Raw genomic sequence first — 25,137 nt, forward strand, 5'->3', positions numbered from 1 at the left:
GGAGTCACACGATACAAGCATCAACACGAAACCGCAACGAACACCCGTTCCTTCCATACGAACACCTGCGCCCGCGTCCACCATCCGGTCCCCGAACCACCCACCAACCCCCACCCGGGGGTCGACCATGAATAACACAATACAGTCTTGCGGCGGTCACAGCCCAGGGGAGACGCCCGGTCCCATTCCGAACCCGGAAGCTAAGACCTGGCACGGCGATGGTACTGCACCCGACAGGGTGTGGGAGAGTAGCACGCCGCCGCACCCACACTTCACACGAAAGCCCACCACACGGTGGGCTTTCCCATATCCGGCGACTTCCACAGCCCACCCACACGGCGGGCCTCGTCATATGCAGCACCATGGCAGGACCGTACGATCAACGCTGCAGACGCCGTCGTCATCGACACCACCACCGTCATCGACACCATCACGAAGCCATCTGCATACGCCCTCCGATTTGGTGCTCCGTTCGCGATTCCCGGTCAGGGAGGCGCATCTATGATGTGCACTATGCACTACTTCACGCCGAAACGTTGCGAGACGACGAGCAAGATCATGTACCATGATCGGCAAACCGCCTGGCAGGCCGCAGAACAGAGCCGCATCGAACGCGGCGTGGAGTTATGGGTGTATCGCTGCCAGTACTGTGGACAGTGGCATCTGACCCACCGGGATCCCGCATTGAACGAAGCCGTAGGCCATTTCAAACGCTCGCAGAAGCGCTACTCACGAAAGAAGGGGTACAAGCCGCGCTATCAGTGACGCGACCCGTACCCCTGTCGACGCTGTACTCTTGCCGTCGTTGCCGTGCACATCGTCGTACACGGCGCCTAGGCAACGCGGGGCATCAGCGATCCAGCTCGAAGCCCTGCTGCACCGCATGCTCGAGACCGCGGCCGAGCACTTCGCCGGCGACGGCCTTCTGCGCGATCTGCGCGTCATAGGTCGGCACCGGCCTATTCGGGTCGCGCAAATCGTAGTACTGATGCACTTCCTCGTTAAATTCCGCGATCGTGCGCATGATGAACGTCGGATCGTCGTTGTAGCGGTCGTCGAAGAACTGCAGTGTGCCGCTCATGCGCGGCTTGAGGGCCGGTTCCTGCGCCGGCTTGCCAATCGCGAGTCCCAGCACCGGATAGGTGTACTTCGGCAGATGGAACAGCTCGATGAGACGCGGAATATCGTTGAGAATCGACCCGAGGATCACGCAGCCGAGGCCGAGCGACTCCGCTGCCGTTTCCATCGCATGCAGCGCGAGCACGGCGTCGTTCTGCGCCTGCGTGAAGCGGTAGCTGTTCTTGAGCGTGAACGCGTCGGAATCGACGGCGTCGCCCTGCTCGCGGGCGATGACCATGTTGCGGTATTCGTCGAGCACGAACACATAGAGCGCGGGCGCCTGCGCGATGTACGGCTGCTTCGCGATAGCGGCGAGATCATCCTTGAGGCGCTGATCGACGACGCGGATCGCCGACCAATCATTGAGATACTGACTCGAGGCCGCGTGTTGCGCGGCGGATTCGATCGTCGCCGTCATTTCGGGGTTCAGCGGTTCGGGACGGAACGCGCGGATCGAACGACGGTTGAGCAGGACATCGACGGTGTCATTATGCAATAGTTCAGTCATACCGCCATTATCGCAGACTGTCGCCGCCGTGCGCGTCAGGCGGCCCGACGGCGCAACGGCGGCCGACACGAGCGCGGATGATGCCCAAAGGGTGCCAATAGCGTGAAGCGCGCGCTCAGCGGCGCTTCGTCTGCATGCGCGCGATGATCTTCTGGACGCCCTTCGTCGAGACTTCGGACAGCAACGTGCCGAACGCCGCCGACGCGGCCGCGAACAGCATGCTCATGATGAGCCCCTGCTGGCGGTCCTGCTCATCGTCATCGGGGCTCGGATGCACCTTGTTGATGACGAGATTCCACACCGAGCTGAACACCTTGCCGCCGACGAGGCCGACGACGGCCGGGAATGCCATGCGGAACACTTTGTCGCCGAGCGTATCGGGGTCGGAGGTGCGGGCTTCGCGCATGGCCGTGACCTTGTTGTTCACCCTGTTGAGCTCGGCGACCGTCTTGTCCGTCATCGCGTCGAGATCGGAACGTTCGCCGGCGATGGCGTCCGTCGCGGCGGTGAGCTTGGCGTCCGCGGACGCCGATTCGTGCTGATGCTTGTTCATACTGCACCAGTGTATGCCATCGTCGATCCGTGGCGCGGGCCGCCTGCGTACATCGTCGCCGCGTCTTCTTCATGCGGCACGATAGAGTGGGCATATGCAGAATTCAACGATGAATGATCACGCGAAGCGATACGGCACGCTCGTGCTGCTTCGCCACGGGCAAACACGCTGGAGCGAATCTGGGCAGTACACCGGACGCACGAACATCCCCCTCACCGACGTCGGCGTGCAGCAGGCGCGTGACGCCGGCGCACGCCTGCGTGCATTGTTCCCGAACGGCTTCGCCGACGGCGACGTCTACTGTTCCGATCTGCGGCGTGCAATGACGACGGCGCAGGAAGCGGGATTCGCATCGCCGACCCTCACCGCCGACCTCGAGGAGTGGGATTACGGCCGCGCCGAGGGACGCACGCGTGAGGAGCTCTTCGCCGCGCTCGGCGAGGAATGGGACGTCTGGGGGCAGGGGCCGACGGCGCTCGCCGACCATCTTGCTGGCGAACGCGTCGAGATCTTCCCCGACGGCCAGCAGATCACGATCATCAACGGGCCTGGAGAAAGCATCGAAGAGGCGGCAGCACGCGCACGCCGCGTCATCGACCGGGCAATACCGGCGCTCGAGGCGGGACGCGACGTGCTGTGCGTCGCGCACGCGCATATCCTGCGCATCCTGACGACGCAATGGCTCGGCATGGAACCGCGCTTCGGGCGTCATCTCAAACTCGACACCGCGCACATCTGTGCATTGTCCGTCTACAAAGGCGACCACGTCATCTGGAAGTGGAATGTCTGAATCGGGCGACTGATCATCGAAAAACGCATGAGGCGGGCGGCGACATGGCATGTGTCGCCGCCCGCCCCATGCGTTGATATGAAATCACGCTCAGATGCGCATCCACACGGCTGCGTCGACTGGCAGCGAATAGCCGTCGAAGGCCGTCGAACGCAGCACGATGTCGCCATGCGGCAGCTCGACCGGCGTCGGACCGAAGTTGACGATGCAGGCGAAACGGTCGCCGTCCCCGTCGGCGACCGGGCGCGCGTACGCGATCACGTCGGCATCGCCGGAATCGAGCACGTCATCGCCGAGCCACGCGAAGGACAGGTCGCCGGTCGGCGTCAGATGATCCTGACGCCAATGCAGCGCGCGGCGGTAGAGATTGAGCATCGAGCCGTCGTCGGCGTCCTCGACGTCAGCCGCATAGTCGGCATACCACAACGGCTGCGGCAGATGCGGGTCGGCGGGGGCGGATCCGTCGGCCGGCGCCGACGAGAAGCCGAAGGAGGCGCCAGTGCCGAACTGCGGATCCCAGTCGGCCGGACGCGGACGGTCGGCGGCAACCCATGGCAGCGGCACACGGCAGCCGTCGCGGCCCTTCTGTGCGTCGCCATGGTCGGTGTTGAACGCGACCGGATCCTCAAGATGGTCCCACGGAATCGTCGCGACCTCCGGCAGACCCAGCTCCTCGCCTTCATACACATAGACCGAACCGGGCAAGCCCAGCTCCATCAGGATCGCCGCGCGCGCCCTGCGTGCGCCGAGCTCGCGATTCTCGGGATAGGTGGTGCCGGAACGCAGCAGCCAGTCGTTCGCGAGGACATGGTAGCCGTTCGTGCGCACCTGCGGCAGGCCGTAGCGGCTCGCATGGCGGCAGACATCATGGTTGCTCATGACCCACGTCGTCGTCGACTTCGCCTCGTCAGCGCTCGCGAGCCCCTCGACGATCGCCGTGCGGAACTCATCGGCGAACCAGTCGGCCTTCGCGAATTCGAAGTTGAAGACCTGACCCAGCTCGTCCTTCGACGCGTACAGATGCTGGTGCTCCGGCACGACCCAGGCCTCGCCGACGGCGAAGCGCGGCGGGTCGTATTCGTTGAAGACGGCGTTCCACTCGCGGTAGATGTCATGCACCTCGGGGCGGTCCCACAGCGGATGGGTGCCGTCATGCGACTGGTCGGAGCCGACCGCCCACTGCTCGAGCTCCTTGAGCGGGCGGGAATCGAGATCCTTCGCAAGGCCATGCGCCACGTCGATGCGGAAGCCGTCGACGCCACGGTCTGACCAGAAGCGCAATGTGCGCTTGAAATCGTCGTGCACGTCCTGGTTCTTCCAGTTGAGGTCCGGCTGCTCCTTCGTGAACAGATGGAGATACCATTCGCCGCCGCCGACCGGCTCCCAGGCCGGGCCGCCGAACAGCGACTGCCAGTTGTTCGGCGGCAGCTCGCCGTGCTCGCCTTCGCCGTGGCGGAAGATGTAGCGGTCGCGCTCCGCGGAGCCGGGCGCGGCGGCGAGGGCGGCCTGGAACCACGGGTGCAGGTTCGACGTGTGGTTCGGGACGATGTCGACGATCACCTTGAGCCCGGCCGTATGGGCGGCCTCAAGCATCGCGTCGAAATCGTCGAGCGTGCCGAGGCGCGGATCGACGTTGCGGTAGTCGATGACGTCGTAGCCGCCGTCGGCGAGTTCGGACGGGTAGAACGGCGAGAGCCAGACGGCGTCGACGCCGAGCTTCTTGAGATATCCCATCTGCGCGGTGACGCCGGCGATGTCGCCGAGACCGTCGCCGTTCGCGTCGCGGAAGCTGCGGGGGTAGACCTGATAGACGACGGCCTGCTTCCACCAGTCGTCATGGGTGTTGTTGAGGGTCATGACGTTCCTTTCCCGACGGCATGCGGCCCGTGCGCATGCCTCGCCATCGATGTGTTCGCCCGGTGCGTGTCCCGGTTTTCATCCGGACATGCGCGGCTGCAGCTAATTATATTCCCTCGTAAAGAAATAGATGTACGACGCGGACATGTCGAAGTGTCGTATACATCGGGCACGGTGGACATGGCATGGCGGAAGCCGCCACATCGGCGTTATGATTAGCGTCACGGTGTGCGCCGTCGCGGGGCCGCCGCCATGGGCAATGACGCTCCCGGTGTGTCGTTAGCAAACGCTTTCATCGGTCGTAAAACGTCGTGAAACATTGGAAACGTGGTATTTCCGCGCTGCAAGCGGTGCCGAAGTCAGTGCAAATGCTGCCGTTCGGCGTGCCTACGTTTGCACATTTTGCATTTATGGTGCACAATGGTCGTTGAAAGAAGTTGTCGAGGAAAGAGACTTCTTAACGTGCACCGCGAAGGTGCAGCGCCGACAGGCGTACAGAGAAAGGTTCGAAGATGAATCGTACGATGAAGACAACCGTGGGATTGCTCGCTGCGGCCGCTATGGTCGTGCCGCTCGCCGCATGCGGCGGCGGAAGCTCCAGCTCCTCCGGTGATGGTAAGGGCAGCGTCTACTTCCTGAACTTCAAGCCGGAAGCCGCGGATCAGTGGACCGCGCTCGCCGCGAAGTATGAGAAGGAGAAGGGCGTCAAGGTCAAGGTTCAGACCGCGGCCTCCGGCACCTACGAGCAGCAGCTCAAGTCTGAGCTCGCCAAGAGCGAAGCCCCGACGATCTTCCAGGTCAACGGCCCGGTGGGCTACCAGAGCTGGAAGGGCTACACCGCGGATCTCAAGGACACCGCGATTTACAAGGACATGAACGACCAGAGCCTCGCGCTCACCGACGGCGACAAGATCGTCGGCGTGCCGTACGTCATCGAGTCCTACGGCCTCATCTACAACAAGGACATCGTCAAGAAGTACACCGAGCTCAAGGACGCCGTCATCAAGTCCGCCGATGAGATCAAGGACTTCGACACGCTGAAGAAGGTCGCCGACGACATGCAGAAGCGCAAGAAGGACCTCGGCATTGAGGGCGCCTTCACGTCGGCCGGCTTCGATTCCAGCTCCGACTGGCGCTTCAAGACGCATCTGGCGAACATCCCGCTGTACTACCAGTTCAAGAAGGACGACATCACCGCTCCGCCGGCGTCCATCAAGGACATGTACATGGATAACTTCAAGAACATCTTCGACCTGTACATCACCGATTCCACGACTGAGAAGACCCAGCTGAGCTCGAAGACCGGCGACGACGCGAACTCCGAGTTCGCGCTCGGCAAGGCCGCCTTCTACCAGAACGGCACCTGGGCGTGGAGCGACCTGCAGAAGGCCGGCATGAAGGACTCCTCCGTCGGCATGCTTCCGATCTACATCGGTGTCGACGACAAGACCGAAGGCCTCGCGACCGGCTCCGAGAACTACTGGTGCATCAACTCGAAGGCTTCCGAGGCCGACCAGAAGGCCTCGCAGGAGTTCCTTGAGTGGGTCATCACCTCCGATGAGGGCAAGAAGGCGATGAGCGAAGACATGGGCTTCACCACGCCGTTCTCGACCTTCAACGACGTCAAGACCTCGAACCCGCTGATCGCCGACGCGAACGCCAGCATCCAGAACAAGGATCTGACGCAGGTTGCTTGGGACTTCTCGATGATGCCGTCCGAGGAATACAAGAACGTCCTCGGCCAGGCGATGCTCGCCTACGCGCAGGGTACCGGCGACTGGAACGCCGTCGTCGATGCCTTCGTCAACAACTGGGCGACCGAGTATCAGGCGACGCACTGAGTCTCAGAAGACCGCTGATGGGGCGGCTCGGCCGCCCCGTCGCGATAACTGAACAGATCGAGGAATCGATCACGATAACTGAACAGCCTCGCATGGTCGCGTCTCTCTGACATGCGGATGCCTTCCCTAAACATCCGCATGGCGACCGCGCGACGTGCCGACGGTCGTCGGTGATAACTGAAGATCGATAATTGAATACCGCTTTTCTTTTCTTCCTCTGGATCCTTCCAAGCAACGTGGGGCGTCGCAGCTGCGACGCCCCACGTTTGCGTATGTGTGGCGATTCTGCGACGGATACGCACGTCGCTGACGGGCAAGACGGCGACGACGAAAGGCCGTGAGGACGTCATATCGACGTCCTCGCGGCCTTTCGTCGTTGTTGAACGGAATCGTCGAATGAACGATCGAACGGGTGGATGCTCAGGCTCGCGGCGCGGCCGGACCGGTTGACGATCGGACGACAAGGCGCGCCGGCTCGGTGACGTACAGCTGCTCCGGCGTCTCGCCGTCGATGAGCGCGAGCGTCATCTCGGCGGCCTTGCGCGCCATGTGCACCGGATCCTGCGCGATCGTCGTCAGGCCGATGTCGCTCGCATAGGTGCTGTTGTCGTAACCGATGACGGAAAGCTGGCCGGGCACCGAGAAGCCGCCTCGCATCAGCTGGAAGATGAGCGGAATCGCGATGCCATCCTCCTGACAGGCGATGGCCGTCGGCATATGCTCGAGGCTGAGCAGCTGCGTGACGACCTCGGCGATGCGGTTCGCCGATTCCTCGGCGACGATGACGTGCGGCGAAATGCCGGCATGGCTGCAGCATTCGATGAACGAATCGAAACGCTGCTGCACGCTGAAGTGCAACGAGACGTCACGGTTGGAGCGCACATAGGCGATATCGCGGTGGCCGAGCGCGATGAGGTGACGCGCGGCGAGGATCGAGCCCTGCTCGTCGTCGATGTTCACCGACGCCGAGAAGCCGCGTTCCTGCGGCAGCACTGAGTTGATGCCGATGATCGGCACATGGATTGAATTGAGCTGCGCGATCTCCTGGCTGTCGATGTCGAAGGAGACGACGATGACGGCGTCCGCGTTGCGGCGCACCGGCAGCATTTCGAAGAACTCCTTGCGTTCCTCGATGCTCGAGATCTGGAAAATCGACAGGTCGTAGCCTTCGGCGTGCAGCACCTGGTTGAGGCCTTCGATGACCGACGCGCTGAACCACAGCCGCAGATGGTCGCTCACGAGCAGCGCGATGCGCAGCGCGCGGCCGGTCTTTAGCGCGACGGCAGAACGCGAAGTCGAGAAATTGAGTTCCTCGGCGATACGCAGCACTTTTTCGCGGGTGGCTTTCGAGACCAGCTCCGGGCGCGTGAAGGAACGCGACACCGTGGAGATCGATACGTTGGCGGCGCGCGCGACGTCCTGAATGCTCGTGCTCATCTGGGCTCCTTCGACGTTGAAGAGCAGTTCGGTGGCGGTAACTACGGTGCAAACGTTTGTGCAAGGTAGATTCCACAAACGTTTGCAGTATATCATGCCTGCTGAAAAACGGCTAACTTCCGGCGATTTACAATTGAAAAGCCACCGGCGCATAAGACAAGCATCAGCGTGTGAGACACGCAAAAATGTAAACGTTTGACAGTGCTTCGCATCGCTGTTACAGTGGGCACTGTCATCCGCACGGCCGGAGGCGAGGACGTGCCGGCGCTGCCGGAGCGGCCGAAGGCAAGGGATAGAGCGCATACGCAGGAGTATGCACAGGAAAGAACGAGGAAAGTAGGCATACTATGATCAGTATGGCCGGTAAGGCGATACGCCGCTGGTGGGCGTTATTTGTACTTCCGACATTCGCCGCATTCATTATCGGTTTCGTGGTGCCGTTCATCTACGGCATCTATCTGAGCTTCTGTGAGTTCACGACGGTCACCGATGCGCAGTTCGTCGGCTTCAAGAACTATGCGAAGGCGCTGCAGGACAAGACCTTCCTGCATTCGCTGCTGTTCTCCACACTGCTCACGATCGTCACGACGATTGTCATCAACGTCGTCGCCTTCGCGATCGCGTACATGCTGACGAAGTCGATCCGCGGCGCCAACCTGTTCCGTTCGGTCTTCTTCATGCCGAACCTCATCGGCGGCATCATCCTCGGCTACATCTGGATGCTGCTGCTCAACGGTGTGCTCGCGCATTGGTCGAAATCGTTGACTTTCGATCAGAAATACGGCTTCTGGGGCCTCGTCATCCTCGTGTGCTGGCAGCAGATCGGCTACATGATGATCATCTACATCGCCGGCATGCAGTCGCTGCCGACCGACGTGCTCGAAGCGGCATCAGTGGACGGCGCGAACGGCCGCCAGACGATGTTCAAGATCATCATCCCGCTGATGATGCCGTCGATTACCGTCTGCTCGTTCCTGACCGTCACCAACGGCTTCAAGCTCTTCGACCAGAACCTCGCGCTGACGAACGGCGCTCCGAGCCGCATGTCGGAAGGTCTGGCGCTCAACATCACGAACACGTTCTACGGACGTGTCGGCTTCGAAGGCGTCGGCCAGGCCAAGGCCGTGCTCTTCTTCATCCTCGTGGCGGTCGTCTCGCTGCTGCAGAACAAGCTCACCACGTCCAAGGAGGTCGAGGCATGAACGGCGAAAAGGCTAAGCACAGTGGTCTGTGGACCCTGTTCTTCTCGATGATCTCGATTGCGTGGGTCTTCCCGATCTTCTTGGTCATCATCAATTCCTTCAAGCAGAAGGCGTACATCAGCGACAACGCGTTCTCGTTCCCAGCGGGCGATACCTTCGCCGGATGGGACAACTACGTGCGTGGCATCGAACAGACGAACTTCTTCGCGAGCTTCGGCTGGACGGTCCTCGTGACCGTCGGCTCAGTGCTGCTGATCCTGCTGTGCACGTCGATGTGCGCGTGGTGGATCGTCCGCGTCAACAACTGGGTGGCGAAGACGCTATACATCCTGTTCCTGTTCAACATGATCGTGCCGTTCCAGATGCTGATGTTCACGCTGTCGTGGCTCGCCGACCGCCTCGGCCTGAACACGCCGTGGGGCCTGTGCATCATCTATCTCGGCTTCGGTGCCGGCCTCGCCGTGTTCATCTTCACCGGCGTCGTCAAGGGCATTCCGCAGTCGCTTGAGGAATCGGCGATGATCGACGGCGCTTCGGTGCCGCGCATCTTCTTCCAGGTCGTCGTGCCGATCATGAAGCCGTCGATTATCTCGGTGGCGATCCTCGAGGCGATGTGGGTGTGGAACGACTACCTGCTGCCGTACCTGACGCTCGACCTGAACAAGTACAAGACGATCTCCGTGTCGATCCAGTACCTCAAGGGCGGCTATGGCTCGGTGGACATGGGTGCGATGATGGCGTGCCTCGTGCTCGCGATCATCCCGATCATCCTCTTCTACATCCTGTGCCAGAAGTACATCGTTAAGGGTGTTATGGCTGGCGCCGTCAAGGGCTGACGTCAAGTCAGCCCTTGGGAAACAGCGCGGTGCGCTGTTTTCAGGTGTCAGCCCGAGCGGCTGTGCCGCGAGGGCAACGTTGGGTCCGGCCGTAGGCCGGTCGATACTGGCGGGGCCGGAGGAGGCGCCGTCAAGGGCTGATCTTTCCGTCATCAATCAACAAGGAAGGCCGGGTGCCGCGGTTCCCCATGGGGACGCCGCGACGCCCGGCCTTCGCCATCCGCCGCGATGCTCGCGAGATCCACAATGTTCGACGACGCCGGCGAAATCAACTATCCGCGTGAGCTCGACTACACTTATGCTCGGCTACGCGCGGACGGAGCACTCGAGACAGGCAGGAGCGTACATGGGCTGGCTTTCCCCGGATTCGAAATTCATGCAGGCGTGGAACAACTTCACCGACGCAATCATCATCAATCTGCTGATGCTCGTCACGAGCATTCCGATCGTGACGATTGGCGCCGCATTGTCCGCGGGACAGACGGCGTCACGCAAGATGCTCATCGGGCAGGGTCACGTCGTGAAGAACTACTTCGCTGCGTTCAAGGAGAACTTCGCGCGCGCGACGATCCTGTGGATCGTCTATCTGCTCTTCGGCGCCGCGCTCGCGTACAGCTGGATCGTGCTGCAGATTACGCCGCTGCTCATTCCGAAGATCGCGTTGACGATTCTGTGGGTCATCGGTTTCGAATGGGTGTTCGCGCTGCAGGCGCGTTTCGAGAACCCGCCGACGCGCACGATGGCGAACGCTTACGTCTTCGGCGTCACCTATTTCCCGGCGACGCTTGCGCTCGTCGCGATCGACGCCGTCTACTTCGGCCTGTTCATCTATCTGTGGTTCAAGCTTCCGCAGATGCTGTTCCTCCTCGCTGTGCTCGGCTACGGCTCGCTGCTGTCATTGCATGTGCCGATTCAGGAGTATGTGCTGCGCAAATACACTGGACAGTCGTTCTCGACGCATGTGCCGGAGGACACGTGGAGCGTCAAGAAGCACCAGTGAACGGTTGTTCGCGGCGTGGGCAGTAGACGCGCGCAATGTGCACAAAGCAATGAAGGGCCTCCCCGTAATCGGGAGGCCCTTCATGTCTGAACCGTCAGAGAGAGGTCGAAAAAACTAACGGTTCATGATTTTGGACAGCGACATCACGCGCGGCGAGTCGAAGACCCTGTCCGTTGGGACGACGTGGCCTTCGGCATCAGCGAGCGGGATGCGCCAGTTGGGATACTCGGTCGACGTGCCCGGCTGGTTCTGCGTGCGCATCTCGCCGATGCCGTCGACGAGCGCGGCCTGCAGCAGCAGCGCCGGCGAATCCTTGAGCATCGCGTGCATCGCCTCGACGATCTGCTGGAGATGGCCCGGGACGTCGTCGGCGGCTTCCTGCGGCAGCCAGCCGCCCGAAACGAGCAGCTTGAGCATCGCCCGCTGCTCGGCTTCAGCGGCCTTCATGAACTCCTCGACCGGTTCGCTGAGCAGATGCAGCTGTTCGCGCAGCTTGACGTGTTCGTACATCAGATAGCCGGCGGTCGGCGGCAGATCATGCGTCGTGACCGAGGCGAGCGAATATTCACGGTAGGTGTCCGGCATCGCGTACGGGTCGCCGGCGTTCGGCGAGTTGTCGACGCGCGCGAACCATTCGACGGTTGTGCCGAGGACGCCGTGCTCGGCGAGGATGCGCGAGACGTAATCGGGGACGGTGCCGAGATCCTCGCCGATGACCATGCCGTCGACGCGCGACGCTTCGATCGTCAGGATCGCGAGCATCGCCTCGTAGTTGTAACGCACATAGGCGCCGCCGCGCGGGCCCTTGCCCTGCGGGATCCACCACAGGCGGAACATGCCGAGGACATGGTCGATGCGGATCGCGCCGGCGTGCGCGAACATGTTGTGCACCATGTCGCGGTAGACGTTGTAGCCGTCCGCCTCCATGAAGTTCGGGTCGAAAGGCGGCTGGCCCCAGTCCTGGCCCTGCTGGTTGTAGAAGTCCGGCGGACAGCCGACCGTCACGGTGCCGACGGCGAAACGTTCGGGGCTCCACCACACGTCCGAGCCGTAGGTGTGCACGCCGACGGCCATGTCCTGCATCAGTCCGAGCGCCATGCCGGCGTCCTTCGCCGCGCGTTGCGCCGCCTCGACCTGCTCCGCCGCAATCCACTGCAGCCAGCACGCGAAGTCGTAGAGGTCGCCGTAGTCGTTCTCGAGTTGCGCGATCTGCGGGCTGTGACGGTCGTATTTCGCGAACCAGTCGTTCTCGGCGTCCCACGGCGGGCCCCACACCTGGAACGCGACCGACCACAGCGCGAAGGCGCGCAGATCCTCGCCGGCGCGCTGACGGAACTCATCGAAGGCGGCCTGACGCTCGGTCGAACGCTCCTGTTCGAAGACGATGTGCAGCGCCTCGCGCTTCGCATCCCACGCCGCGTTGATGTCGATAGGCGAGGGATCGGTGTTCGCGACCGCGACGCGCGCGTGCAGCGTCTCGACCTTGTCGAAGTCCTCGCCTTCGAGGTGCTTGTATTCGGGGATGTCCTGCGGACGGATGTAGGTGACGTTGAGGAAGCGGCGCGACTCGGGCAGGTACGGCGACGGCTCGAGCGGCGTGACCGGCGCCGTCGCGTGGATCGGGTTGATGAGCATGAAATCGGCGTGCGACTTCTTGGCCGCGTCGGTGACGAGCTCCTTGAGATCGCCGTAGTCGCCGACACCCCACGATTCGGCCGAACGCACCGAGTACATCTGCGTCATCCAACCCCAGCGATGGCGGTCCTGTACGGCCTGCGGCACCGGGATGCGCGCCGGCGCGCAGATCACGTGGGCCGTCGCGCGGCGCTCGCCGTCCTCGACGGTGAGCGTGTGGTAGCCGACCGGCAGCGCATCGATCAGCGTCAGTTCGTAGACGGTCACGTCGGTGTCCGGCGCCGCTTCGGTCTCCTTGCGCGCGATAGCGAAGAAGTCACCGTCGGCGTGCACACCCTCCTCGAGCATCAACGTGACGGTCGGCTCGCCGTGCAGCGTACGCAGCTCGACCGGCGTGTCGGTGCCGATGAACTTGACGACGGTCGGCGGCACGAGTCGCTTGGCGTCCTCGCTCAGGCGCAGCTTGAGCGCTTCGTTGACTCGTTCTTCGGTCGATGCGTCGACGCCGAGCGCCTTGAGCACGGTGACAAGGACGTCGTCTTCGATTTCGACGTAGGTACCAAGCTGGTCGATGTATGACGTGGAGATGCCCCACATGTTCGCCAACCGGATGAGTGGACGTGCGAGGCGTTCAGCGCTTTCCTTGGGCTGCTGTGCGGACTGCTGCGGCATCGTTGCTCCTTAATTCTCTTCGTGGGCGCGCGGGCGGCGCTGCATGCGCCGGCCCCGTGTTCCCTTGTGCTTTCCTCGATTGCTGATGGTGGTTGCGGAACGTCATGCTTCGTTGGTGACGAACCATCGCCTGATGTCGAGTATAGCGCATGTTGAAAGCGTTTGCAAACACGGCGGTTTTGGCTGAATCAAGCCAAAACCGGCCAATGTGAGCGGAGTGAAGCAGCAGCGGTTTTGCGCCGCATACGCCTACGTTTGCAAACTGGAGGGTGGGGTTCCGGGCGGCCGGCGTGGCCGACGGAACGGGATTGGGCTAGATGGAGCGGGGACAAAGCGGGGTGAACCGCCGTCGATGTCGACGGTTCACCCCGCTACGAGCCCCATTTGCGTTCCACTTCGTCGAACCCGTCGACAGTTCGACCCGCTGGGAGGGCTGGTTGCGGGTCGAATCATTGAGTGGAGCGATGGATCGGGACGGAGCGGTCTGGTTCGTCGCCGGCGTCGAGGGGTCGGTCCGCTAGAGGGGCTGGTTGTGGGGCGGGCCGTCGAAGTGGGTGACGACTCGACCCGCAACCAGCCCTTCTAGCGGTCTGCAGACGGGCTGGGGGACCTCTGGGACGGCTGACCGGCTACTGGAGGACGGCGAAGGACTGGGCTGGGAGCGTCAGCGTCGTGTAGTCGAGCGTCGGGGAGCCGTAGGACAGCGTCACGGTGCGCGCCTCGCTGCCTTCGCCGGCCGGCAGCTCGATCGTTTCGCTCTCGTGTCCCGGGTTGACGGCGACGACGGCGCTGATGCCATCCTTCGTGCGCTTGAAGACGAAGGAACGGCGCTCGTCGGACGAGAACAGCACGTCGAAATCGGCGTCGGCGCGGAAGGCCGGCGAATCGGCGCGCAGCGCGAGTGTGTCGTGGACAGCCGTCCACAGCGAGTCGTCGGCGTCGATCTGGTCGGCGACCGTCGGCGCGCCCTCGGATTCGTCGATCGGCAGGTAGAGTGCGTCGGCGCTCGCGCCGGAGAAGCCGTCGTTGGCCGAACGGTCCCACTGCATCGGCGTGCGACTGCCGGTGCGCGTGTAGCCGCCCTCCTTCGTCGGAAGATCGCGGTAGCGCATGCCAATCTCGTCACCGTAATAGATGAACGGGGTGCCCGGCATCAGCAGCATCGTCGCATAGGCGAGACGGATCTCCTGCGGGCTCAGTCGTGGCGCGACGCGCGCCGTGTCGTGGTTGCAGGTGATCAGGTCGAAGTAGCCGCCGCGCTTGCGTGCCTGCTTGAGTCGCGGCTCATATTCGTCGAGGAAGGCGCGGATGCCGACGCCACTGTCCGCGTTGAAGTAGCTCTTGTCGCCGTCGTGCAGCATCGGCGTATCGGTGTTGCGCAGCAGCATGTTGTAGCCGTTCGGCGCGCCGTCCCAACGCCAGTCGAGATAGAAGTCCATGTCGAAGCCGGCTTCGATTGCCTCATCCGGACGTCCCCATTCGGAGACGAAGGCCGCGTCCGGGAACTCCTCGCGGATCTGCTTGAACATGTACTGCCACGTCGCGATCGTGGCCGGCTTGCCGTCGTCGTCGCGCTTGACGAGGCTGTCGGCCATGTCGACGCGGAAGCCGTCGGCGCCGCGCGATAGCCAGAAGCGCATGACGTCGAGCATCGCGCCGCAGGTGTCGAGCGCCGTGTCGCCGAGCGCCGGCTGCTGCCAGGACTTCGTCGGATGCGCGAAACCGTAGTTGAGCGCCGGCTGGAACGCGAAGAAGTTTGTGATCGCGGCGCCGTTGCGCGGGTAGACGCCGCCGATGAACGGCAGGCCGTCGCCGCCGGTGATCCACGAGTCGGTCCAGATATAGCGGTCAGTGTAAAAGCTTTGCCGTTCTTCGCTGCTGGCAATAAACCAAGGATGTTCGTCGCTCGTGTGCCCCGGCACCAGATCAAGCAGGACGTGCATGCCGCGGGCGTGCGCCGCGGCGAACAGATTGACGAGGTCGTCGTTGGTGCCGTAGCGCTCGGCGACCTTCGTGTAATCGCTTACATCGTATCCAGCATCGCGGAACGGCGAGTCGAAGCAGGGGTTGATCCACAAGGCGTTGCAGCCCAGCGTCCGGATGTAGTCGAGGCGCTCGGTGATGCCGGGGATGTCGCCGATGCCGTCGTTGTTGGAATCGTTGAAACTCTGCGGATACACCTCGTAGAAGACGGCCTGTTGCAGCCATGAAACAGGTGTGTTCATTGAGTTGGTCATATCGCTCCTTGCTTGTGGGGTAACGCTTACGGCGTTTCTGTGAAAACGACACTCACGATGCGGACAGTTTTGACAACGTTTGCAGATGTGGTATACAGTATAGACCACTGAAGCGTTACGCAGCGCTCCGCTGAAAACATAAGGTGGAGGCAGCTACGACGCGAGGGCCGGGCGGAGTCGATCCGTGAGGCTCGCGCGTGCGTGATGTTGAGGAAAACTGATGCAACTGCATTGATTTTGCATTGATTGATGGAAAGGAAAGGTCAATGATGATCAATTGGAAGAAGGCAATCGGTCTGACCGCGGCTGTTGCGATGCTCGTCCCGATGGCGGCTTGCGGCGGCAACGATTCGAACGCGAACGGCAACGCCAGCGCTTCGAACTCGAACGAGAAGCAGACCGCGACGCTCACCGTGTGGGCGCCGTCGGAGGACGCCGACTGGATGAAGGCCATGCAGGAGGCGTTCGAGAAGGCCCACACCAACTATGACATCACTTGGAAGAACGCGACCGTCTCCGAGGGCGACGCCGCCAAGACCGTGCAGACGGATCCGTCCGCCGCGGCCGACGTCTACATGTTCGCGAATGATCAGCTCGGCACGCTCATCAAGCTCAACGCCATCGGCGAAGTGAGCGATGAGGTCGCCAAGCAGGTCCAGGACCAGAACTCCGAGACGATGGTCCAGTCGGTCACCGGCGCCGACGGCAAGATCTACGGCGTTCCGTACACCTCGAACACGTACTTCATGTACTACAACAAGGACAAGTTCTCGGCCGATGACGTCAAGAACCTGAACACGATGCTCGAGAAGGGCAAGGTCTCCTACCCGCTGACGAACTCCTGGTACATCCCGGCGTTCTACCTCGGCGCCGGCATGCAGATGTTCGGCGACAACGGTCAGGACGGCGCTGCGGGCATCGACTTCGGTTCCAACGCCGATGCCGTGACCAAGTACCTCGTCGATATGGTCGCTAACCCGAACTTCGTCCTCGATGACGGCACCAACGGCGTCTCGAACCTCGTCGACGGCACGACCGACGCGATGTTCTCCGGCTCCTGGTCGGCAGCCGACGTCAAGAAGGGCCTCGGCGACAAGTACGGCGCCGTCGCGATGCCGTCCTTCACCGCTGATGGCAAGGACTATCAGATGAAGTCCTTCGCTGGCTCGAAGGCCGTCGCGTTCAACCCGAACACGAAGGCTCCGCAGGTCGCTTCTGAGTTCGCCGCCTATCTCGGCTCCGCCGACGCTCAGAAGAAGCACTGGGAGATGCGCGAGATCGTTCCGTCCGACAAGTCGCTGACCGACCTCGAAGGAATGAAGGACGCTCCGTACGTCCAGGCCCAGATCGACACGATTGACAAGACCTCCGTGCTGCAGCCGACGATCGCCGCGATGAACGGCTGGTGGACCCCGGCAGAGAACTTCGGCAAGGCCATCTACAACAAGGACGTCACTGCTGACAACTACAAGGAGCAGACGCAGACCTGGATGGACACCGAGAACAAGGAAGTCAAGGCTCAGGCGACTGAGGAGTGATTTCGTGGGGCCACAACGCCCCGTCCCGCTGGCGCTGGCCGGCGGATATCGGTAGATAATCGAAAACAGTGTGCGGAAGGCCTCGGATCCTGAGCTTTCCGCACACCTCATGTTCAGGGTCAACCAGGCGGCGTCGCCTGAGGGTGCGTGGGGTCATTCTCGGACCATGCGCGCACCCGTTCCACGATCCATCGCGAGGTAGCGCGGTCGTGGGTACGGTCGCACGCCCCACACATCACACTTTTCAAAGAGAGGCGGTAGAGGGTTCATGAGTACGGTAACCCTTTCACAACGAGAACTGCGGCGCCGCCGGAAACTGGGCGCGGACTATGTGGCACCATCGCCATACACGCTGAAGAACGCCTTGGAGAAGGGCGACGTCTTCACCAAGCTGTCCATCCTGATTTTCGGCCTCGGCAACGTGGTGCGCAAGCAATACGTCAAGGGTCTCATTTATTTCGCCGGTGAGGTCCTGTTTATCGTTTACATGATCATGACCGGCGGCACGTGCGTCAAGAACCTGATCACGCTCGGCGGCAACAAGCCCAGCAGCGGCTGGGTCAACGGCCAGTATGTGAACATCCCGGGCGACAACACGGTCCTGCGCCTGCTCTACGGCGTGGCCACCGTCGTCTTCTGCGTCGTCTTCGTGCTGTGGTGGATCCTTGAGATCCGCTCCGCGTACAAGGCGCAGTGCCTGGCCGGCAAGAACGGCCACGCACCGTCCCTGATGGACGACATCCACACGCTCCTCGACGCCAAGGCGAACCAGCTGCTGCTGTTCCTGCCGATCGCCGGCATCCTGATCTTCACGGTTCTGCCGCTGATCTTCATGATCTCGATGGCGTTCACGAGCTATGACCACAACCATCTGACGCTGTTCAACTGGGTCGGACTTGAGAACTTCAAGACGGTGTTCTCGAACTCCGGCAGCAGCGCGGTCTCGGGCAGCATGTTCCTGTCTGTCCTCGGCTGGACGCTGATCTGGGCGTTCTTCGCGACGTTCCTGAACTTCTTCTTCGGCCTGTTCCTCGCGATGATCATCAACCGCAAGACGACCTACGGCAAGAACGTCTGGCGCGCGATCTTCTCGATGTCGATCGCCGTCCCGCAGTTCGTCTCGCTGCTCGTTATGCATCAGATGCTGCAGCCGACCGGCGCGGTCAACCGCCTGCTGCAGAACTGGGGTTGGATCAACGGCCCGCTGCCGTTCTTCACCGACGCCACATGGGCGCGTGTGACGGTCATCATCGTCAACCTGTGGATCGGCATTCCGTACACGATCATGCAGGTGACCGGCATCCTCCAGAACATCCCCGCCGACCTCTACGAGGCCGCGAAGATCGACGGCGCAAACTGGTGGCAGACCTTCACGAAGATCACGATGCCGTACATCATCTTCGTGCTCACGCCGTACCTGATCACGACGTTCACCGGCAACGTCAACAACTTCAACGTCATCTACCTGCTTACGCGTGGCGACCCGGCCGTCAACGGCGCATCCGCCGGCAAGACCGACCTGCTCATCACCTGGCTGTACAAGCTCACGGTGGATCGCAACGATTACAACCTCGGCGCGGTCATCGGCATCATGACGTTCATCGTCCTTGCCGCGGTCTCGCTGATCACCTACCGCAACAGCGGTTCCTATAAGAACGAGGAGGGCTTCCGGTGAGTAAGCATACTGAAGTCAAAGCACAGAGCCAAGGATTCCTGCACGATCAGAGGAAGCGCCGCATTGCGGCCGATGTGGGCACCTACATCCTCCTCGGCGTGCTCTCGGTCATCTGGCTCGTGCCGATCGTCTGGATCTTCCTCGAGAGCTTCAACAAGAACACCGCTCCGTACCAGAACACGTTCTTCCCGACCGAGTATTCGTTCGACAGCTACATCGGCCTGTTCACCGACCGCAGGGTCCTGGACTTCCCACGCATGTTCATGAACACGTTCATCATCTCGATCTTCACGTGCCTCATCTCCGTGTGGTTCGTGCTCTCGGTCGCATACTGCATGAGCCGCATGCGCTTCCGCGGACGCCGCTCGTTCATGAACCTCGTGCTGATCCTCGGCATGTTCCCGTCCATCATGTCCGTCGTCGCGATCTACTTCATCCTCAAGGCGATGGGTCTGACGAGCGATGGCATGACGATTCTCGCGCTCATCCTCGTCTACTCGGCGGGCACCGGCGCCGGCTTCTACGTCATGAAGGGCTTCATGGACACGATCCCGACCTCGCTCGACGAGGCCGCGATGCTCGACGGCTGCACGCGTTGGCAGGTCTTCGTCAAGATCATCATCCCGATGTCGAAGCCGATGATCGTCTATCAGGCCATCGTGGGCTTCCTGATTCCGTGGCTCGACTTCGTCATGGCGAAGGTCATCGCTCGCACGCAGGAGAACTACACGGCCTCGCTGGGTCTGTGGCTCATGCTTGAGAAGGAGTACATCAACACTTGGTTCGGTCGTTTCGCGGCGGCCGCTGTGATCATCTCCGTCCCGATCGCGATCCTGTTCATCGTGATGCAGCGCTTCTATCAGGAATCCATGTCGGGCGCAGTGAAAGGCTGATCATGATTCAGGCATTCGAGCCCCTTTCCGAAGGGTTGGAGCCGGGTGTCGCAGAACCGTTCCCGCTTTGTCTGGAACGCGCACTGGGTGCCGAGGTTTGCGAATCCGGCACCCAGTTCGCTCTCTGGGCACCATCGGCGCGTACTGTGACGCTGCGTTTGTTCACCTGCGGTTCCTCCGAGCAGTCTGATGACATGCTCATCGAAACCGTGACGATGACGAAGCAGTCCGATGGCGCATGGACCGCGAACTTCCCGCGGAACCTCGATGGCGTCTACTACGATTATCTGCTCGAATTCGACGACGGCGTCACGCGCCGTTCGGCCGACCCCTGGGCGCGTGCGGCTGGTGTCAACGGCCGGCGCAGCATGGTCATCGACCTTGCGCGCACCGATCCCGAGGGATGGAATGAAGACGAGCGGCCGAGCACGCCGACCTCAGAGACGATGGTCTGGGAGGCGCACGTTGGCAGCTTCAGCAACAACCCGCACAGCGGTGTTCCCAAGGAGCACCGGGGCAAGTATCTCGCGTTCACCGACGACGACACGACGCTCGACGGCGACGGCGAACACCCGACCTGCGTGAGCTATCTGCGCGACCTTGGCGTGACCGCCGTGCAGCTGCTGCCGTTCTACGACTACGGTTCCGTCGACGAGCGCGACGCGTCCCAGTTCAATTGGGGATACGATCCGCTCAACTACAACGTGCCGGAAGGATCGTTCTCGACCGACCCCTACGACGGCGCGAACCGCATCACCGAATGCAAGCGGATGATCCAGTCGCTGCACGCCAACGGCATCAAGGTCATCATGGACGTCGTCTACAACCACATGTACTCGGCCGACAACTGGTTCGAGCGCACGGTGCCGGGATACTACCTGCGCCGCAACGGCGACGGCACGTTGGCGAACGGATCTGGATGCGGCGACGACATGCAGACCGAACGCGCGATGTTCCGCAGATTCATCGTCGAATCGGTCACGTACTGGGCACGTGAATACCATCTCGACGGCTTCCGCTTCGATCTGATGGGCCTCATTGACGTGCAGACGATGAACACGGTGCGCGCATCGCTCGACCGTCTGCCCGGAGGTGAATCGATCCTGATGTACGGCGAACCATGGGCGGCCGGCCCGACGAATACGCTGCCGGGCACTGAACTCGCCGACAAGGAAGGTCTGCGCTTCCTCAATACGCGCATCGGCCACTTCTGCGACCGCACGCGCGACGCGATCAAGGGCCACGTCTTCTACATGGAACGCAAAGGCTACGTGAACGGCGACGCGAAGGCGAACAAGCCGCTCATCGAGCTGGGCGTGGACGCGTGGCGTGCGCCGGAGACGAACGAAGGCGAAGCCGGGCAGATCATCCAGTACGTGAGCGCCCACGACGACCTCACGCTGTGGGACAAGCTGACGATGAGCATGTTCGAAGGCGACGCACGAATCGACGCGATCTTCGACGCCGAGCCATGCGCGCCCACGACGGCCGTGCTCGAGGCGAACAAACTCGCCGCGGGCATCATCTACACGGCCGCCGGCATCCCGTTCATGCTCGCCGGCGAGGAGTTCGGCAAGACGAAGCACGGCAACGACAATTCCTTCGACTCCGGCAAGGAAGTCAACGAAGTGGATTGGCGGCGCGCCTGGCGCATGAGCGAACTGCGCGACTACTACCGTCGCCTCATCGCGCTGCGCCGTGCGAACCCCGACTGGTTCAACGCCGAGCACATCGCCGTCGACGCACCGGGCAACGCCGTCGCCTACCGGATGCACGACACGGCCGTGACGATCAATCCGGATCACGACGACCACACGCTCGCAGCCGAGAAGCTCACGCACGCCTACGCCGACGACGCCCACGACGAACTGCCGATGGTCGCCGGCACGGACGACGAAGCGTCGCAGCCACGGTGGGTCTGCGTGCTCGATTCGACGACGCGGGATGGCATGCCCGATCCGCGCCGCAGCGAGTCGACCGACGGCCGCATGCCGATGCCGGCGCGCTCGCTGCGCGTCTGGCGACTCGAAACGGGTGGCGACACGCGCTGAACGACGCTGGAAAGGAAATCGGAACATCGATGACAACGGCACTTAAGTATCAGGCAGTGTTCTTCGACCTGTACGGCACGCTCGTCGACATCCACACGGATGAGCAGGCCGAGGGGCCGTGGACGGCGCTGCGGTGCGCACTGTACCGCGAAGGCGCCGAATTCGCGACGAACAAGCAGCTGCGTGCGCAGTTCGTTCGCGAACGTGCGCGGGCGAACGCGATGCGCGACCAGCGCGAATGGTTCGAACCGGATCTGCTGCCTGCATACCGCGGCCTGCTCGACGCATGCTGGATCGACGCCACGCCCGAGCAGGCACGTGCCGCCGCGTGGACCTTCCGCCGCGCGAGCACGACGAAGCTGCGGCTGTTCTCCGGCGCGACCGAACTGCTCGACCAGCTGCACGACGAAGGCCGCACCGTCATCCTCGTCAGCAACGCGCAGGCGTGCTACACGAGGCCGGAGCTCGCGTTGCTCGGACTCGACGAGATGTTCGACGACATCATCATCTCGAGCGACGAAGGCGTGCGCAAACCGTCGTTCGAAATCTTCCGCCGCGCGCTCATGCGTGCGGGCGTCGAGCCGGAACGTGCGCTCATGGTCGGCAACGACGAGAACAGTGATATTTTCGGTGCCGTCGCATGTGGTATCGACGCCGCCTATCTGCACACCGACGACAACACCGGCGGCGCCACCGTGCCGCAGGCGGCCATCTCGCTTGAGGGGGCCGACTACGACGGGCTGCTCGCCTTCATCCACGGCGCCGACGAGACGTGGGCCGCGTCGCACGCGCAGGACGCGGCGGCCGCGCCCTGCGTCAGAACGGACGACGACGGACAGGTGAAGGACTGAGCGTCGCACAGGCGACGGAACGGACGAAACACTATGGTGGACGAATACACACGGTATCTGGACGAAAAGAAACGCAAGCATCGGGGGCTGTCGCGGTTCAAGCTCAAGGTCATCGGTGACGTGCTGCTGTTCCTTTCGGCGGCGAGTGTCACGGTGATGCCGATGCTGCTCGGGGCGCCCACGGCTGAGAACATGGCATCACTCACCGCATCGGTGCTGTGCGAAGCCGTCTCCTGGGTCGCGATACCGATCTACGCATGGCTGCTGTACACCGGCTTCGACCATACGCGCAGCTGGTTGCGTTACGGCGTGCAGCTGCTCGTGCTCGCGCTCGTCAGCGAGGTGCCCTACGACATGGCCACCTTCGGCACTTTCTTCGACATGCGTTCGCAGAACCCGGTGTTCGGCCTCGTCATCGCGCTGATCGTGCTCGTGCTGCTCGAAGTGCTGCAGGACTACGGCAAAGGATTGCGCATCACACTCAGCGTCGTCGTCATCCTCGTCGGGCTGCTGTGGGACTGGCTGTTCAAAGTCGGCCAGTCGCAGGTGACTCTCAACATCGGCATGGTCACGCTCGGCATGGCGCTCATCTTCTACTATCTGCACGCGCGTGAGAACACGATGATGTTCACGGCGGCGCTGCTCGGCGCCATGTGCTTCATCACGCCGGGCATCGGCGTCGCGTTCCTCCACTATCGCAACGATGAGATCGGTTATCGGCACACATGGACGAAGTGGGCGTTCTATGCGGTCTACCCGCTCATGCTGCTCGTGTGCGGACTGATCGTCGTGCACTGAGCAAGTCAATGGCAGACAGTTCATACTGGGCAGTCAATCTACAGAGAACAACAACGGAAAGTACAGTTCACGTCAAGTAAAGGGGCACATCGTGCAGAAGCAAGGAATCCGCGAAGTCGCGCAGCTTGCGGGAGTGTCTATCTCCACCGTCTCGCGTGCGTTCACCAGACCCGAGCTCGTGTCCGAACGGACACGTGAGAAGGTCATGAGCGCCGCTGCGAAACTCGATTTCAACATCTCGCGTTCAGCTACGGCACTCAAGTCCGGACAGACCTTCCGTGTCGCGCTGCTGATGAATCAGGAGATCACCAGCTGGTTCAACGTCGAAGTCTTCGCTGGCGTCAACTCGGTGCTGCACAAAGAGGGATACGATATCTCGCTGTTCCAGCACATCGACGACGCGCGCACGCGCACGCAGTTCTTCCACGACATGCCGGTGCTGCGCAACGTCGACGCCGTGTTCGTCGCATCCTTCGCGATAGAGCCGGAAGAGGTCGAGCAGCTGCGGCGCACGCGCGTGCCGATCATCGGCATCAACACGCCGAACGTCGACACCTTCGACGCGACGATCAGCATCGACGATGAACAGGGCATGTACCGTGCGACGCAGCACATGATCAACCTCGGGCATCGCCGCATCGTCTACACATGTTCGGCGGCCGAGGAATCGCTCGAATCGTCGATCGACGCGAGGGGACGCGGCTTCATCCGCGCATGCGAGGCAGCGCAGAAGACGCACGACATCGACTGGAAGGTGCTGTCGGTGCCGCGCGGGCACGACTTCGCTGATGCGGCGCTCGCAGCAGTGCTCTCCGAGGAGACGTTCCCGGACGCGATCTGCTGCCAGATGGACATGATGGCGATCCCGCTCGTGCTCAAGCTGCAGCGGCACGGCTACCGCACGCCGCGCGACTATTCGATCATCGGCTTCGACGACTCGTCCTACGCGGATACGATCGATCTGACGACGATGCGGCAGGACCCCTTCGCGATGGGCGCGGCGGCGGCACGCAAGTGCCTGCAGCTGCTTGCCGGCGAGGAACTGCTCGAACCGCATTCGACGATTGAGCCGAAGCTGATCCTGCGCGGCACCGACGCGCGGCTTGATCCGGAGGCGCCGCTCGAACGCTGAGCGGTGAGCTGTTGGCCGTTGCGGGTTGCGGGGAGCGCAGTATACGTAGCTCAGCTGAGCTCAGGTGAGAGGGAGCGGAAGATCAGAAGTTCGTAGCGACTACGACAGAAGACTTCGCATCGCCCGATGGTGAGGATCAGGGGCATAGGGAAGACGGGGCGGCCATAGCGGGGCATGGCCGCCCCGTCGTATGTGCGGTGGGGTTGGTTGCAGGCTGGTTGTGTCCCGTTGCGTCTCGTTCTGTTGGTGAACAGTGCTTGATCTTGCGGGGGGGGGGGCGTTCACCCACTGCAAGCTGATGGTTTGCTGAAATACACCTTCCTGATGTCTGAAAACCGCCGGAAAACGGCGGTTTTCCGGCGTGTGCGAGAAATCTTCAGAAAAAACTTCCGCAGTGGGAATAACGGTTGACAGAAAATAGTTGAGTGATGTAGGCTCAAGTTTCGGATGGTTCAGGAAGGCCGGTCCGCAGGACCGCCGCCGGACGGAACTCGAGCAAGAACGTAACAAGT

At 62.2% G+C, this 25,137-nt stretch carries 19 protein-coding genes and 1 rRNA gene; 14 read left to right on the top strand and 6 right to left on the bottom strand.

Features of this window, described 5'->3' with window-relative positions; all coding sequences use genetic code 11:
• Positions 1 to 148: 148 nt before the first annotated feature.
• Positions 149 to 265 (top strand): 5S ribosomal RNA (rrf, locus tag G606_RS0100190).
• Positions 266 to 513: 248 nt separating this feature from the next.
• The gene (locus G606_RS0100195) at positions 514 to 765 is read left to right on the top strand and encodes a hypothetical protein (RefSeq protein WP_026644315.1); all 252 of its coding nucleotides are present in this window, start codon (positions 514 to 516) and stop codon (positions 763 to 765) included.
• 85 nt (positions 766 to 850) lie between these two features.
• Here G606_RS0100195 and G606_RS0100200 read toward each other — a convergent pair whose 3' ends face one another.
• Together G606_RS0100200 and G606_RS0100205 are read right to left on the bottom strand one after the other, a co-directional pair.
• Entirely contained in the window at positions 851 to 1,627 is a 777-nt protein-coding gene (locus tag G606_RS0100200; RefSeq protein WP_026644316.1) for a nitroreductase family protein, read from the bottom strand.
• 115 nt (positions 1,628 to 1,742) lie between these two features.
• Complete coding sequence (locus G606_RS0100205; protein WP_081663847.1) at positions 1,743 to 2,180, bottom strand: DUF4235 domain-containing protein; 438 nt, start codon at positions 2,178 to 2,180, stop codon at positions 1,743 to 1,745.
• A 94-nt stretch (positions 2,181 to 2,274) separates the two neighbouring features.
• Between G606_RS0100205 and G606_RS0100210 the strand changes: the two genes are divergently transcribed.
• Positions 2,275 to 2,970: a histidine phosphatase family protein gene (locus tag G606_RS0100210; protein WP_051198233.1), complete on the top strand. Its 696-nt coding sequence runs from the start codon at positions 2,275 to 2,277 to the stop codon at positions 2,968 to 2,970.
• Positions 2,971 to 3,060: 90 nt separating this feature from the next.
• Here G606_RS0100210 and G606_RS0100215 read toward each other — a convergent pair whose 3' ends face one another.
• Positions 3,061 to 4,827 carry a glycoside hydrolase family 13 protein gene (locus tag G606_RS0100215; RefSeq protein ID WP_026644319.1) on the bottom strand — a complete coding sequence of 589 codons (1,767 nt, stop codon included), beginning with the start codon at positions 4,825 to 4,827 and terminating at the stop codon, positions 3,061 to 3,063.
• Positions 4,828 to 5,339: 512 nt separating this feature from the next.
• On the opposite strand from G606_RS0100215, the gene G606_RS0100220 reads away from it, so the two are divergent.
• Positions 5,340 to 6,668: an ABC transporter substrate-binding protein gene (locus G606_RS0100220; protein ID WP_026644320.1), complete on the top strand. Its 1,329-nt coding sequence runs from the start codon at positions 5,340 to 5,342 to the stop codon at positions 6,666 to 6,668.
• Positions 6,669 to 7,088: 420 nt separating this feature from the next.
• Here G606_RS0100220 and G606_RS0100225 read toward each other — a convergent pair whose 3' ends face one another.
• Positions 7,089 to 8,105 (bottom strand): LacI family DNA-binding transcriptional regulator, encoded by a 1,017-nt coding sequence (locus G606_RS0100225; RefSeq protein WP_026644321.1) that lies wholly within the window; start codon positions 8,103 to 8,105, stop codon positions 7,089 to 7,091.
• A gap of 347 nt (positions 8,106 to 8,452) precedes the next feature.
• Here G606_RS0100225 and G606_RS0100230 point away from each other — a divergent pair, with 347 nt between their 5' ends.
• The 3 genes from G606_RS0100230 (at position 8,453) to G606_RS09195 (ending at position 11,143) form a co-directional block, all read left to right on the top strand.
• The gene (locus G606_RS0100230; protein WP_026644322.1) at positions 8,453 to 9,307 is read left to right on the top strand and encodes a carbohydrate ABC transporter permease; all 855 of its coding nucleotides are present in this window, start codon (positions 8,453 to 8,455) and stop codon (positions 9,305 to 9,307) included.
• Entirely contained in the window at positions 9,304 to 10,143 is an 840-nt protein-coding gene (locus tag G606_RS0100235; RefSeq protein WP_026644323.1) for a carbohydrate ABC transporter permease, read from the top strand. Before G606_RS0100230 ends, G606_RS0100235 begins: the two co-directional genes overlap by 4 nt.
• A gap of 346 nt (positions 10,144 to 10,489) precedes the next feature.
• Positions 10,490 to 11,143: a YesL family protein gene (locus tag G606_RS09195; RefSeq protein ID WP_051198235.1), complete on the top strand. Its 654-nt coding sequence runs from the start codon at positions 10,490 to 10,492 to the stop codon at positions 11,141 to 11,143.
• A 114-nt stretch (positions 11,144 to 11,257) separates the two neighbouring features.
• On the opposite strand, the gene malQ is transcribed toward G606_RS09195, so the two are convergent.
• Positions 11,258 to 13,450 (bottom strand): 4-alpha-glucanotransferase, encoded by a 2,193-nt coding sequence (malQ, locus tag G606_RS0100245; protein WP_026644324.1) that lies wholly within the window; start codon positions 13,448 to 13,450, stop codon positions 11,258 to 11,260.
• Between the two features lie 629 nt (positions 13,451 to 14,079).
• Entirely contained in the window at positions 14,080 to 15,687 is a 1,608-nt protein-coding gene (locus tag G606_RS0100250) for an alpha-amylase family glycosyl hydrolase (protein ID WP_026644325.1), read from the bottom strand.
• Positions 15,688 to 15,953: 266 nt separating this feature from the next.
• Between G606_RS0100250 and G606_RS0100255 the strand changes: the two genes are divergently transcribed.
• The 7 genes from G606_RS0100255 to G606_RS0100285 all read left to right on the top strand — a co-directional run bounded on the left by G606_RS0100255 (position 15,954) and on the right by G606_RS0100285 (position 24,625).
• Entirely contained in the window at positions 15,954 to 17,225 is a 1,272-nt protein-coding gene (locus G606_RS0100255) for an extracellular solute-binding protein (protein ID WP_026644326.1), read from the top strand.
• 268 nt (positions 17,226 to 17,493) lie between these two features.
• Positions 17,494 to 18,900: a carbohydrate ABC transporter permease gene (locus tag G606_RS0100260; RefSeq protein WP_196799976.1), complete on the top strand. Its 1,407-nt coding sequence runs from the start codon at positions 17,494 to 17,496 to the stop codon at positions 18,898 to 18,900.
• Positions 18,897 to 19,793, top strand: a complete 897-nt coding sequence (locus G606_RS0100265) for a sugar ABC transporter permease (RefSeq protein ID WP_026644328.1) — start codon at positions 18,897 to 18,899, stop codon at positions 19,791 to 19,793. Before G606_RS0100260 ends, G606_RS0100265 begins: the two co-directional genes overlap by 4 nt.
• 2 nt (positions 19,794 to 19,795) lie before the next feature.
• Positions 19,796 to 21,844, top strand: a complete 2,049-nt coding sequence (pulA, locus tag G606_RS0100270; protein ID WP_034523200.1) for a type I pullulanase — start codon at positions 19,796 to 19,798, stop codon at positions 21,842 to 21,844.
• A gap of 29 nt (positions 21,845 to 21,873) precedes the next feature.
• Positions 21,874 to 22,695, top strand: coding sequence for an HAD family hydrolase (locus G606_RS09200; RefSeq protein ID WP_081663848.1), 822 nt, complete (start codon positions 21,874 to 21,876; stop codon positions 22,693 to 22,695).
• A gap of 33 nt (positions 22,696 to 22,728) precedes the next feature.
• Positions 22,729 to 23,493, top strand: coding sequence for a TraX family protein (locus G606_RS0100280; RefSeq protein WP_026644330.1), 765 nt, complete (start codon positions 22,729 to 22,731; stop codon positions 23,491 to 23,493).
• A 91-nt stretch (positions 23,494 to 23,584) separates the two neighbouring features.
• A complete protein-coding gene (locus G606_RS0100285) occupies positions 23,585 to 24,625 on the top strand; it encodes a LacI family DNA-binding transcriptional regulator (protein ID WP_026644331.1) in 1,041 nt (346 codons plus the stop codon).
• Positions 24,626 to 25,137 lie beyond the last annotated feature (512 nt).

Source organism: Bifidobacterium sp. AGR2158 (assembly GCF_000424225.1).
In the GTDB taxonomy this organism is placed as follows: domain Bacteria; phylum Actinomycetota; class Actinomycetes; order Actinomycetales; family Bifidobacteriaceae; genus Bifidobacterium; species Bifidobacterium anseris.

What these genes read in the sequence shown, in the direction of transcription:
- G606_RS0100195 (WP_026644315.1), top strand. Translation starts at nt 514, where the DNA reads ATGCACTACTTCACGCCGAAACGTTGCGAGACGACGAGCAAGATCATG.
- G606_RS0100200 (WP_026644316.1), bottom strand. Translation starts at nt 1,627, where the DNA reads ATGACTGAACTATTGCATAATGACACCGTCGATGTCCTGCTCAACCGT.
- G606_RS0100205 (WP_081663847.1), bottom strand. Translation starts at nt 2,180, where the DNA reads ATGAACAAGCATCAGCACGAATCGGCGTCCGCGGACGCCAAGCTCACC.
- G606_RS0100210 (WP_051198233.1), top strand. Translation starts at nt 2,275, where the DNA reads ATGCAGAATTCAACGATGAATGATCACGCGAAGCGATACGGCACGCTC.
- G606_RS0100215 (WP_026644319.1), bottom strand. Translation starts at nt 4,827, where the DNA reads ATGACCCTCAACAACACCCATGACGACTGGTGGAAGCAGGCCGTCGTC.
- G606_RS0100220 (WP_026644320.1), top strand. Translation starts at nt 5,340, where the DNA reads ATGAATCGTACGATGAAGACAACCGTGGGATTGCTCGCTGCGGCCGCT.
- G606_RS0100225 (WP_026644321.1), bottom strand. Translation starts at nt 8,105, where the DNA reads ATGAGCACGAGCATTCAGGACGTCGCGCGCGCCGCCAACGTATCGATC.
- G606_RS0100230 (WP_026644322.1), top strand. Translation starts at nt 8,453, where the DNA reads ATGATCAGTATGGCCGGTAAGGCGATACGCCGCTGGTGGGCGTTATTT.
- G606_RS0100235 (WP_026644323.1), top strand. Translation starts at nt 9,304, where the DNA reads ATGAACGGCGAAAAGGCTAAGCACAGTGGTCTGTGGACCCTGTTCTTC.
- G606_RS09195 (WP_051198235.1), top strand. Translation starts at nt 10,490, where the DNA reads ATGGGCTGGCTTTCCCCGGATTCGAAATTCATGCAGGCGTGGAACAAC.
- malQ (WP_026644324.1), bottom strand. Translation starts at nt 13,450, where the DNA reads ATGCCGCAGCAGTCCGCACAGCAGCCCAAGGAAAGCGCTGAACGCCTC.
- G606_RS0100250 (WP_026644325.1), bottom strand. Translation starts at nt 15,687, where the DNA reads ATGACCAACTCAATGAACACACCTGTTTCATGGCTGCAACAGGCCGTC.
- G606_RS0100255 (WP_026644326.1), top strand. Translation starts at nt 15,954, where the DNA reads ATGATGATCAATTGGAAGAAGGCAATCGGTCTGACCGCGGCTGTTGCG.
- G606_RS0100260 (WP_196799976.1), top strand. Translation starts at nt 17,494, where the DNA reads ATGAGTACGGTAACCCTTTCACAACGAGAACTGCGGCGCCGCCGGAAA.
- pulA (WP_034523200.1), top strand. Translation starts at nt 19,796, where the DNA reads ATGATTCAGGCATTCGAGCCCCTTTCCGAAGGGTTGGAGCCGGGTGTC.
- G606_RS09200 (WP_081663848.1), top strand. Translation starts at nt 21,874, where the DNA reads ATGACAACGGCACTTAAGTATCAGGCAGTGTTCTTCGACCTGTACGGC.
- G606_RS0100280 (WP_026644330.1), top strand. Translation starts at nt 22,729, where the DNA reads ATGGTGGACGAATACACACGGTATCTGGACGAAAAGAAACGCAAGCAT.